Origin of the sequence: Streptomyces sp. NPDC006430 (genome assembly GCF_040612395.1) — a bacterium.
Classification (GTDB): Bacteria; Actinomycetota; Actinomycetes; order Streptomycetales; family Streptomycetaceae; genus Streptomyces.
Map to the genome: position 1 here is coordinate 373,675 of NZ_JBEXQA010000002.1, position 12,159 is coordinate 385,833.

Annotated in this window: 5 protein-coding genes; 4 read left to right on the forward strand and 1 reads right to left on the reverse strand. The window is 74.1% G+C overall.

Features of this window, described 5'->3' with window-relative positions; translation table 11 throughout:
* Window positions 1-27: 27 nt before the first annotated feature.
* On the reverse strand, window positions 28-2,826 hold the full coding sequence (locus ABZZ20_RS04875) for a lysylphosphatidylglycerol synthase transmembrane domain-containing protein (RefSeq protein ID WP_356866759.1): 2,799 nt from the start codon (window positions 2,824-2,826) through the stop codon (window positions 28-30).
* 110 nt (window positions 2,827-2,936) lie between these two features.
* Between ABZZ20_RS04875 and ABZZ20_RS04880 the strand changes: the two genes are divergently transcribed.
* From ABZZ20_RS04880 to ABZZ20_RS04895, 4 genes are all read left to right on the forward strand, one after another.
* The gene (locus ABZZ20_RS04880; RefSeq protein WP_356867225.1) at window positions 2,937-3,293 is read left to right on the forward strand and encodes an MGMT family protein; all 357 of its coding nucleotides are present in this window, start codon (window positions 2,937-2,939) and stop codon (window positions 3,291-3,293) included.
* 216 nt (window positions 3,294-3,509) lie between these two features.
* Window positions 3,510-6,950 (forward strand): ATP-dependent DNA helicase, encoded by a 3,441-nt coding sequence (locus ABZZ20_RS04885; RefSeq protein WP_356867227.1) that lies wholly within the window; start codon window positions 3,510-3,512, stop codon window positions 6,948-6,950.
* A gap of 83 nt (window positions 6,951-7,033) precedes the next feature.
* The gene (locus ABZZ20_RS04890) at window positions 7,034-10,717 is read left to right on the forward strand and encodes an ATP-dependent DNA helicase (protein ID WP_356866761.1); all 3,684 of its coding nucleotides are present in this window, start codon (window positions 7,034-7,036) and stop codon (window positions 10,715-10,717) included.
* A 10-nt stretch (window positions 10,718-10,727) separates the two neighbouring features.
* Window positions 10,728-12,134, forward strand: a complete 1,407-nt coding sequence (locus ABZZ20_RS04895) for a dipeptidase (RefSeq protein WP_356866763.1) — start codon at window positions 10,728-10,730, stop codon at window positions 12,132-12,134.
* Window positions 12,135-12,159: the final 25 nt, after the last annotated feature.

The window sequence follows — 12,159 nt, forward strand, 5'->3', positions numbered from 1 at the left end:
TCACCGAAAACCTTCCCGATCACAGGACTAGATGGCCTCTTTGCGGGTGAGGAAGTTGAACGAGATCCAGCCCGGGAGGACCGGCAGCCAGAAGGTCATCAGGCGGAACAGGAGCACCGCCGAGATCGCGACCTCCTTGTCGAGGCCCGCCGCGATCAGACCGAGGGTCAGCGTGGTCTCCACCGCGCCGATGCCGCCGGGCGTCGGGGCCGCCGAACCGAGGGCGTTGCCCGCCAGGAAGACCACGGCGATGCTCGCGTAGCTGAGCGCCTGGCCGCCGCCGAAGGCCCGGATCGAGGCGTCCAGGCACATCACGAAGCAGCCGGTCAGCAGCAGCATGCCGCCGATGCCCGTCATCAGCTTCTGCGGTCGCTGGAGCACGTCCAGCATGCGCGGGACCACGCCCGCGAACAGGGCCCGCACCCGGGTGGCCACGAACTTGCGCAGGAACGGCACCGCCGTCGCCACCAGCACCAGTACCGCCACCGTCAGCAGACCCGCGATGACCGTCCGGGAAGGGGCCATCTCCGGGGTCTTCTCGGTGCCCGTCAGGTAGCCGAACGCCAGCAGCAACAGGATGTGGCTCGCCAGACCGAACAGCTGGGAGGCACCCACGCTCGCCACCGCCAGCCCCGGCCGGATCCCCGCCCGTTGCAGGAAGCGCGTGTTCAGCGCGACGCCACCGACTGCCGCCGGCGCCACGAGCTTCACGAAGGACCCCGCCACCTGTGCGACCACGGTCCGCAGGAACGGCACCCGCTCCGGTACGAAGCCCAGCAGGCTCATCGCCGCCGCGAAGTAGGTGAGCGCCGAGAAGGCCAGCGCGGCCCCCACCCAGCCCCACTCCGCCTCGCCGACGATCGTCGCGAAGTCCACGTGTGCCAGCTGCGTGAGCAGGAAGTACGCGCCGAACGCACCCGCGATGAACGACACCAGCGTTCGTGGCCGGATCCGCTCCAGCCGGGCCGGCTCCACCGGTGCCTGCGGGCGGATCAGCAGCACCTGCTGGCGGATCTGGCTCAGCAGGTCCTCCTCGCGGGCCCCTTCGAGGGCCTCGTCCAGCGCCCTCTTCTCGGCCTTCCGGTCCGCGGCCGAGGTCGCCGCCTTGGCGCCGTGCTTCGTCCCCGGCTCCGCCGCCGCGGCCTCGGCCGCCGCCTCGCGCGCCGCCTTCGCCGCCCGCGAGGACTCCAGTACGGCCTCCCGCTGCCGGTCGGCCCGCTCCCTGGCCAGCTTGCGCAGCGTCGCCCGGGTGGAGCGGCTCAGCGCGATCGGCTGGAGCAGCGGCAGACAGTCCGCCACCGCGTCCGGGCCGAGCACCGACACCGCCGAGGCGACCGCGCGCTCCGCACCCACCCGCAGGCCGAGGGTGGTCAGCAGCTGCGCGATGTCCATGCGGAGCACCAGGTCGCCGGCCGCGATCTCGCCGCCGCGCAGGTCGGTGAGGACGACGTTGCCGGAACGATCCACCACCAGTGCGTCCCCCGTGAGCCTGCGGTGCGCGATCCGTCGCGACTGGAGGGCCCGTACCTGCTTCCACGTGTTGCGGATCAGGCCGTCGGTGATCTCCTCGTCGGAGAGGGCGTCGAGGGTCCGGCCCTCCAGGTGTTCGTACACGAGCATCACGGCGTCCGGGCCGAGCTCGGAGGTCGCGATCAGTTTCGGGGCGTTGGCCCCGGCCGCGATGGCGGCGTACGCGAGGAGCGCCTCCTGTTCGAGCGCCTGGCGCAGCGACTGCAGGCTGCGCCTGGTCGTGATGCCGCGCAGGGTGAGCCGGCGCCAGACCCGGTAGAAGAAGCCGTGGGCCTGCTGCTCGCGGTCCACGACGGTCACGTCGAGCGGCGGACCGTCCTCCAGGGTGACGTGGTAGCGCCTGCCCCGGTCGGTGGCCTCGGAGGCGTCGGCGCCTTCGGGGAGTTCGGCGCGCCTCGCACTGACCGGCTGGAAGCCGACCCGGCGCAGGCCGGCGAGGAGGTTCTGCCCGGTGGGCCGGACGTTCGGCGAGCCGACGGCGTACAGGGTCCCGTAGGCGACGGTCCAACCGATCAGCACGGTCAGGATGATCGAGAACGGCGTGGTGTACCCGCTCACCAGCATCGCGAACGCGTCGAGCAGCAGGACCACCCACAGCGCGACCCGCCAGCGGGGCCTGCGGGTCATGCCGACGGCGGTCATGTACGCGATGACGGGCGCGAGGTAGCCGTGCACCGGGTCGGTGAGGGGGCCACCGGCGGTAGTGGCGCGGGTGAGGGCTTCCTGAATGGTGCCGGAGGCCGCCTGGGAGACCCACAGGTCGGTGGCCAGGGTGACGCCGTGGGCGAGGACGGCGGCCAGCACGCCGTCGGCGATGCGCAGCCCGTCCCGCTTGATCAGCCGCTCGATCGCGAAGGCGACGGGTACGAGGAGCACGGCGATGCTGGAGACCAGCCCGGCGACCTTGATCAGCAGGTCGGGCGCGGCGCCGGTGCCCTGGGAGATGTCGGCCTCCAGGCCGGCGGTGGTGCGGTGTGCGAAGGCGGCAATGCTGAGCACGACGGCGATGCCGAGGATGCCGACGAGGAGGCGTACGAGGTCGGACGGCCGGTGGACGCGGGCGGCGAGCAGCGGCTCGTCGACCTCAACCTGGTCGGCGGGCGCGGAGGGAAGGCCGTGCGGACCCTCGGCACCGGCACCGGCACCGGCACCGGGCTCGCCCTCGCCGGGGGGCTCTTCGGGGAGCTTCCCGGGCTGCGGGTCTGGGCGCGTGCCGTCGTCCTCAGCCGCGCCGTCCGGAGGGCTCACACCCTGCTCCTTCGTCGTCACTTCCATCTCTTCTTGATCACGTATCACCAGTCACCGCCCGGAAGATGGTGGCACGGACGGGCGGGCGGGCGGGGCATCAGGGTGCGCGCCGGTACGGAAGGAAACCTTCCGGGAACCTGTCCGTGACCTGCGGCACCATGGGCGGAATGAGCGAAGAACTGCCCGCATACGCGGAGCGGGTGTTGGAGGTGGCCGAGCGGATTCCGCCCGGCCGGGTGATGACCTACGGAGACGTCGCCGAATGGCTCGGCGAGGGCGGACCGCGCCAAGTGGGCCGGGTGATGGCCCTGTACGGGGCAGCCGTGCCCTGGTGGCGGGTGGTCCGGGCCGACGGGCGCCCCCTGCCCGGCAGCGAGCGCCGGGCCCTGGAGCACTACCGCACCGAGGCCACCCCGCTGCGGCTGACCGTCGAGGGCGAGGCCCGGTTGAACATGCCGCGGGCCCGCTGGGACGGACGGGAGGAACGCGCCGAACGGGACGAGGGTCACATCTGACAGCTTCGGCCATGCGGCGCCCGGGCGGGCGGTCGAGAGCCCGGACGAAGGCCTGTACGGGGGACCGGGCGCTGCCCCGGCCGTGCCCCGGGCGCCGTCCGGCGTCGGACTGCGCGGGACTGCGCGGGGCGCGCCGGTTGCCGTAGCGTTGCCTCTTCGGCAGGCGCAGCAGTGACCGCACCACCCGCAGACCCACCAGGACCGGCACCTCACGTGATCACCTCTCCATCCGACCGCCCCGAGCGGCGGCGTACGCGGACCCCTGACGCGTACCGCCTCGTGCGCACCGGGCCGGGACGGGTGGATCCCCCTGTCCTGGACGCAGCGCAGCAGGCAGTGGTTGACCACACCGACAGGCCGCTTCTCGTCCTGGCCGGACCGGGTACGGGAAAGACGACCACCCTGGTCGAGGCGGCTGCGGCCCGCGTCGCAGCCGGGGTGGACCCCGCCCGGATCCTGATCCTCACCTTCAGTCGCAAAGCAGCGGTCGAACTGCGCGACCGGGCCGCCCTGCGGCTCGGCGGGGCCCGTGCTCCGCAGGCCACCACCTTCCACTCCTTCTGTTACGGCCTGGTCCGCGCCCACCAGGACACCGACCTGTTCGCGGACCCGCTGCGGCTGCTGTCCGGCCCGGAGCAGGACGTGATGGTCCGCACCCTGCTGGAGGGACAGCGCCAGATCCGGTCCATCCGCTGGCCCGACGACCTGCGGGCCGCGCTGACCACCCGCGGCTTCGCCGACGAGGTCCGCGCGGTGCTCGCCCGCGCCCGCGAGCTGGGCCTCGGACCGGCCGCACTGGATTCCTTCGCCACCCGGATCGGCCGCCCGGACTGGAAGGCGGCAGCCTCCTTCCTCTCCGAGTACCTCGACGTCCTGGACATGCAGGGCACGCTCGATTACGCGGAGCTGCTGCACCGCGCCGTCCTGCTGGCCGAGCGCACCCCGTCGCTGTCCCTCGCGTACGACGCGATCTACGTGGACGAGTACCAGGACACGGACGCCTCCCAGCTGCGCCTGCTGCGGGCCCTGGCCGGCCCGGGCGGCACGCTGGTCGCCTTCGGCGACCCGGACCAGTCGATCTACGCCTTCCGCGGCGCCGACATCAACAACATCCTGGACTTCCAGAGCTCCTTCCCGGGCGCGGACGTCCGCGCCCTGACGGTGGGGCGCCGCTCGGCCGCGAACCTGCTCGCCGCCACCCGGCTCCTCACGACCCGCATGCCCGTCCCGCGGCTCCCCGCGGCCGAGGTCCGGGCGCACCGCAATCTGGAGCCGACCCGGGAGGGCGGCCGGGTCGAGGTGTTCACGTACCCGACGGCGGGCGCCGAGCTCGACAACATCGCCGACGTCCTGCGCCGCGCCCACCTGGAGGACGGCGTGCCCTGGCAGGACATGGCCGTCCTGGTCCGCTCCGGAGGCCGCACCCTCCCGGCGATGCGCCGCGCCCTGATCTCGGCGGGAGTGCCGGCGGAAACGGACGGTACGGACATCCCGCTCCGCCACGAACCGGCGGTCGCCCCCCTGCTGACAGCCCTGCGCGCAGTCGCCTCGTCAACCCCGTCCCCCGCGCCGGCGCCTGACCCGGACGCGGTGCCCGCCCCGGACGTGGCGACCGTGCCTGTGACCGCCCCGGCGGCTACCCCGGACGCGGCCAGCGCGCCGGCGACCGCCCCGGACGGGGCGACCGCTTCGGTTAGCGATCCGGACCTGTCCGGCCGACGGCAGGACCCGAGTTCGGCGGAACCGGGCGGCGCGCCGGACGCCGCCGCGGGCGAGGGCTCGGGGTGGATCGGGGTCGAGGCCGCGCTGACACTGCTCGCTTCGCCGCTCGGCGGGATGGACGCCGCCGACCTGCGCCGGCTCGGCCGCGCCCTGCGCGACGAGGAGCGGGCCGCGGGCATCAAGGTGCCCGCGCCGTCCGACGTGCTGCTCGCGCGCGCCCTCGCCGAGCCCGAACGGCTCGTCGCCCACGACCCCTCGTACGCCCGCGGAGCGCAGCGCCTCGGACTGCTCCTGCGCAAGGCCCGCGAGCTGCTCCAGGGCGGCGGCACCGCCGAAGAGGCCCTGTGGACCCTGTGGGACGGCACCCCCTGGCCCCAGCGGCTGGAGCGGCGCGCCCGCCGCGGCGGGGCCGGCGGCCGCAACGCCGACCGCGACCTCGACGCGGTCTGCGCGCTCTTCGACACCGCCGCCCGCGCCGAGGAGCGCACCGGCGGCCGGGGCGCCCTGAACTTCCTCGAACAGCTCGAAGCCGAGGACATCGCCGCCGACACGCTGACCCGCCGGGCCACCCGCTCCGAGGCCGTCCGCCTCATGACCGCCCACCGCTCCAAGGGACTGGAGTGGCGGCTCGTCGTCGTCGCCGGGGTGCAGGAGGGGCTCTGGCCCGACCTGCGGCGCCGCGGCTCCCTCCTCGAAGCCGACCGCATCGGCCGCGACGGCCTCGCCGAACCCCTCACCCCCGGTGCCCTCCTCGCCGAGGAGCGCCGCCTCTTCTACGTCGCCACCACCCGCGCCCGCGAGCGCCTCGTCGTCACCGCCGTGAAGGCCCCCGCCGAGGACGGCGACCAACCCTCCCGCTTCCTCACCGAGCTCGGGGTCACCCCGAAGGACGTCACCGGACGGCCCCGCCGCCCCCTCGCCGTACCGGCGCTCGTCGCCGAGCTGCGCGCCACCACCGTCGACCCCGACGCCTCCCCCGCGCTGCGCGAGGCCGCCGCCCGACGCCTGGCCCGCCTCGCCGCGCTCACCGACGAGGAGGACCGCCCCCTGGTGCCCGCCGCGCACCCGCAGCGCTGGTGGGGGCTGTACGAGCCCACCCGCAGCAGCGTTCCGCTGCGCGACCGGGACCGGCCCGTGGCCCTGTCCGGCAGCGCCCTCGACCAGCTCGCCAACACCTGCTCCCTCCAGTGGTTCCTGGGCCGCGAGGTCAAGGCCGACGCCCCCTCCACCGCGGCCCAGGGCTTCGGCAACGTCGTCCACGTCCTCGCCGACGAGGTCGCCTCCGGCCGCACCCCCGCCGACCTCGCCGTCCTCATGGAACGGCTCGACTCCGTCTGGGACGCCCTCGCCTTCGACGCTCCGTGGAAATCCCGCCAGGAGAAGGACAACGCCCGCGCCGCACTGGAGCGCTTCCTGCGCTGGCACACCACCGACCGCGGCGGCAGGGCGGCCGTGGCCACGGAGCACGCGTTCGACGTCACGCTCGAAGCGGGCGAGTACGCCGTCCGGATCCGGGGCTCCATGGACAGGGTCGAGGCGGACCCGCAGGGGCGTGCGTACGTCGTCGACTTCAAGACCGGCAAGGCCGCGCCCACGAAGGACGAGGTCGCACGGCATCCCCAGCTCGCGGTGTACCAGCTCGCCGTGCGCGAGGGCGCCGTCGACGAGGTCTTCGACGGGCTGCGTCCCGAACCGGGCGGTGCCGAGCTCGTGCAGCTGCGCCAGGGCGCCACCGTGCGCGACGGCGGCGAAACGGTCCCCAAGGTCCAGGCCCAGCAGCCGCTGAACGGTGAGTGGGTCGCGGACCTGCTGGCCACCGCCGCCGGACGGGTCCTCGACGAGCGGTTCGCGCCGGCCACCGGCAAGCACTGTGACCACTGCTCCTTCCGCAGCTCGTGCAGCGCGCGCCCGGAAGGCCGCCAGACCGTGGAGTGACCTCTGACCAGTAGCTGGCCCGGAGGTGCCCGGCGGGTGAGACGAGGACCGGGAGTGTCCGTGGGTCCGGCTAGCCTCTTCGTGTGCCCGCGCGTCCGTCCGTCCTCACCGACCCCGAGCAGCTCAAGGAGCTCCTCGGCATCCCCTTCACGCCCGAACAGCTGGCCTGCATCACCGCCCCGCCCGCCCCTCAGGTCATCGTCGCGGGCGCCGGCTCCGGCAAGACCACGGTCATGGCCGCCCGCGTGGTCTGGCTGGTGGGCACCGGAGCGGTCGCGCCCGAGCAGGTCCTCGGCCTGACCTTCACCAACAAGGCCGCCGGCGAGCTCTCCGAGCGCGTGCGCAAGGCCCTCGCGCGGGCCGGCATCAGCGACCCGGACCCCCTCCCCGGCTTCGCCGGCGGAGCCTCCCTGCCGGCCGGGGGCGATGCGGCCGGCGGCGAGCCGCGGATCTCCACCTACCACGCCTTCGCCGGCCAGCTCCTCAAGGACCACGGCCTGCGCATCGGTCTGGAGCCCAGCGCCCGGCTGCTCGCCGACGCCACCCGCTTCCAGCTCGCCGCCCGCGTACTGCGCGAGGCCCCCGGACCGTACCCGGCGCTCACCAAGTCCGTTCCCGACCTGGTCAGCGACCTGCTCGCGCTCGACGGGGAACTCTCCGAGCACTTGGTCGCGCCGGAGCAGCTGCGCGCGTACGACACCGAACTGCTGGACGTGCTCGCCGGCACCAAGCTCACCAACGACGACCTGCGCAAGGTCCCCGAGGCGGTGCGCGGCCGCCTCGAACTGCTGGAGCTGACCGAGCGCTACCGCGCCGCCAAACGCTCCCGCGACCTGCTCGACTTCAGCGATCAGATAGCCCTCTCCGCGCAGCTCGCGACCACCCGGCCCGAGGTGGGGGTGCTGCTGCGCGAGGAGTTCCGGGTGGTCCTGCTCGACGAGTACCAGGACACCTCGGTCGCCCAGCGGCTGCTGCTGTCCGGGATGTTCGGCGGGGGCAGCGGGCACGCCGTGACCGCCGTCGGCGACCCCTGCCAGGCGATCTACGGTTGGCGCGGCGCGTCCGTGGCCAACCTGGACGACTTTCCGCAGCACTTCCCGCACGCCGACGGCAGACCCGCCACCCGGTTCTCGCTCAGCGAGAACCGGCGCAGCGGCGGCCGTCTGCTCGACCTGGCCAACGGACTGGCCGCCCCGCTGCGGTCCCTGCACGAGGGCGTGGAAGCCCTGCGCGCGGCGCCGGGGGAGGAGCAGGCCGGATCCGTCCGCTGCGCCCTGCTGGAGACGCACGCCGAGGAGCTGGAGTGGCTCGCGGACTCGGTCGCGCACCTGGTCCGTACGGGGACGGAGCCGCGCGAGATCGCCGTCCTGTGCCGTTCCGCCCGGGACTTCGCGCAGATCCAGGCGGTGCTGGTGGCCCGGGACGTACCGGTGGAGGTCGTCGGCCTCTCGGGGCTGCTGCACCTGCCGGAGGTGGCGGACCTGGTCGCGGTGTGCGAGGTCCTCCAGGATCCGGGCGCCAACGCCTCGCTCGTCCGCCTCCTCATCGGTCCGCGCTGGCGGATCGGTGCCCGCGACCTGGCGCTGCTGGGCCGCCGGGCGCGCCAGTTGGTCGGCCGGGCGCCGGGCGAGGTCGATCCGGACGAACGCCTCGCGGCGGCCGTGGAGGGCGTGGACCCGGCGGAGATCGTCTCGCTGGCGGACGCGCTGGAGACGTTCCTCGACGGCTCGCAGGCGGCCGCGGACGACCTGCCGTTCTCTCCTGCTGCCCGGGTCCGCTTCGCGCACCTGGCGCAGGAGCTGCGCGACCTGCGGCGTTCGCTCGCCGACCCGCTGATGGACGTACTGCACCGGGTGCTGGCGGTCACCGGCCTGGAGGTGGAACTGTCGGCGTCGCCGCACGCGCTGGCGGCTCGGCGCCGCGAGTCGTTGTCGGGCTTCTTGGACGTGGCGGCCGGCTTCGCCTCCCTGGACGGCGAGGCCTCCCTGCTGGCCTTCCTCGGGTTCCTGCGTACAGCGGTCCAGTACGAGAAGGGCCTCGACCACGCACTGCCGGGCGGGGAGAACACGGTGAAGGTGCTCACCGCCCACAAGTCCAAGGGCCTGGAGTGGGACGTCGTGGTGGTCCCGGACCTGTGCGCGGGCTCGTTCCCGAAGGAGAAGCCCCCGGAGCCGTGGACCTCGTACGCCAAGGTCCTGCCCTACGCCCTGCGCGGCGACGCATCCACCCTCCCGGGGGATCCGACGTGGAACTCGGCCGGCCTGAAGTCCTTCAAGGCCGCCCTGAAGGAGCACAAGGCGGTGGAGGAGCTCCGCCTCGGCTATGTGACGTTCACCCGACCGCGCTCCCTGTTGCTGGCCTCGGCCCACTGGTGGGGCCCGACCCAGAAGAAGCCCCGCGGCCCGTCCGCGTTCCTTTCGGCGCTGTACGACCACTGCGTCGCGGGCAACGGCGAGATCGAAGCCTGGGCGGACGCACCGGAACCGGACGCGCAGAACCCGTCCCTGGCCACGGAGTCCGCGGGGGACCGGTCCTGGCCCCTGCCCCTGGACCCGCACTCCCTGACCCTGCGCCGCGAGGCGGCGGCCCTGGTCGAGTCCTACCTCGCCGGGTCCCGAACCGCGCCGGAGGACCCCTCCGGCAGGCCGCCCCACTGGATGGCGCCGGCTGACCCGGACGACCCCGCCGCGTGGGGCCCGGACGACCTCTGGGCCCCGGACGCCGCCCCGGGTCCCGCCCTGCCCGCCGCGCCGCAGGACGAGGACCTCTGGGCCCCGGACGCCGCCCCGGGTCCCGCCCTGCCCGCCGCGCCGCAGGACGAGGACCTCTGGGCCGCGGACCCGGCCCTGACCGCGCCGCAGCCCGGCAACACCGCGTCGGTGCCCCCGGCCCGCACCGGCGGCGCGCCCGCCGCCGCGCCGGGCTCCGGTGCGCAGGAGGCGCCGTACGACGACGACCTCTGGCCGGAATTCGACGACTGGTCCCACGACGAGGCCCCCCGCTCCGGCGGCTCCGGTGGGGTCCGCGGCCGGCTCAGCGGCGAGGAGGCGCGGACCGTGGCCTCCTGGGACCGGGACCTCGACGCCCTGGAGGGCGAGCTCCGCCGTGCCCGCACAGCAGTCCGCGACGTCGAGCTCCCGGCGGCCCTCTCCGCCAGCCAACTGCTGAGCCTCGCCGCGGACGAGCAGGGCTTCGCCCGTGACCTCGCCCGCCCCATGCCCCGGCCCCCCCAGCCCGCGGCACGTCAGGGCACCCGTTTCCACGCCTGGGTGGAGTCCCGCTTCGAGGAACTGCCGCTGCCGCTCCTCGACGTCCTCGACCCGGCCACCGAGCTGCCCGGCTCCGACCAGGAGATCGCCGACGAGGCCGACCTCGACTCCCTCAAGGCCGCCTTCGAGCGCAGCGAGTACGCCGAGCGCACTCCCCACCGCATGGAGGTTCCGGTCCAACTCACCCTCGCCGGCCGGGTGGTCCGCGGTCGGATCGACGCCGTCTACAAGAACGCCGACGGCGACGGCCCGTACGCGTACGAGATCGTCGACTGGAAGACCGGCCGCACCACCGAGGCCGACCCCCTCCAGCTCGCCGTCTACCGACTGGCCTGGGCGGAAGCCACCGGCACGCCCCTCGACCGGGTCGGCGCCAGCTTCCTGCACATCCGCAGCGGCCGCGTGATCCGGCCCCGCAACCTCCCCGACCGGGCCCGCCTTGAGCGGATCCTCCAAGGCGCATCGGACACGGACAGTGACCGGCAGGCTGGCAGATAGGCTCGTAGGCATGAGCGAAACCCCGGCGGACAGCGTCGTCCGCACGTACATCGACACCCACCGCGCGGCGTTCCTCGACGACCTCGCCGAGTGGCTGCGCATCCCTTCCGTCTCGGCACAGCCCGAACACGCGGACGACGTACGACGCAGCGCCGAATGGCTCGCCGCCAAGCTCAAGGAGACCGGCTTCCCGGTCACGGAGATCTGGCCGACCGCCGGCGCGCCCGCCGTCTTCGCCGAGTGGCCGAGCGCGGACCCGGACGCCCCGACCGTGCTCGTCTACGGGCACCACGACGTGCAGCCCGCCGCCGTCGCCGACGGCTGGCACACCGACCCGTTCGAGCCGGTCGTCAAGGACGGCCGGATGTACGCGCGGGGCGCCGCCGACGACAAGGGCCAGGTCTTCTTCCACACCCTCGGCATACGCGCCCACCTGGCCGCGACGGGCGCCGAGGCCCCCGCCGTGCACCTCAAGCTGATCGTCGAGGGCGAGGAGGAGTCGGGCTCCCCGCACTTCCGAGCCCTGGTCGAGCGCGAGGCGGAGCGCCTCGCCGCCGACGTCGTGATCGTTTCCGACACCGGCATGTGGTCCGAGACCACCCCCACGGTCTGCACCGGCATGCGGGGCGTCGCCGACTGCGAGATCGACCTCCACGGACCCGACCAGGACATCCACTCCGGTGCGTTCGGCGGAGCCGTGCCCAACCCGGCCGCCGTCGCCGCCCGCCTGGTCGCGGCGCTGCACGACGCCGACGAGCGCGTCACCATCCCCGGCTTCTACGACAACATCGCCGAGCTCACGGACGAGGAGCGGGCGCTGATCGCCGAGCTGCCGTTCGACGAGTCGGAGTGGCTGCGCACGGCCAAGTCGCACGCGGCGGCGGGCGAGAAGGGCTACTCGACCCTGGAGCGGGTCTGGGCCCGCCCGACCGCCGAGGTCAACGGCATCGGCGGCGGCTACCAGGGCCCCGGCGGAAAGACCATCGTGCCGGCTTCCGCCCATGTGAAGCTGTCGTTCCGCCTGGTGTCCGGGCAGGACCCGTACGAGGTCGAGGCTGCCGTCAGGGACTGGGTCGCGGCCCGGATCCCGGACGGGATCCGCCACTCCATCGTCTTCGGCGCTCCCACCCGACCGTGTCTGACGCCGCTGGACCACCCGGCGCTGCAGTCCGTCGTGCGGGCCATGGGCCGCGCCTTCGGCCAGAAGGTCCGGTTCACCCGCGAGGGCGGCTCGGGACCGGCGGCGGACCTCCAGGACGTCCTGGACGCACCCGTGCTGTTCCTGGGCATCTCCGTACCGTCCGACGGCTGGCACGCGCCGAACGAGAAGGTCGAGCTGGACCTGCTGCTCAAGGGCGTCGAGACGGCCGCCTACCTCTGGGGCGACCTGGCCGCCACCCACCGGAAGCCCGCCTGATGCACGCACCCACGCACCCGCCCGC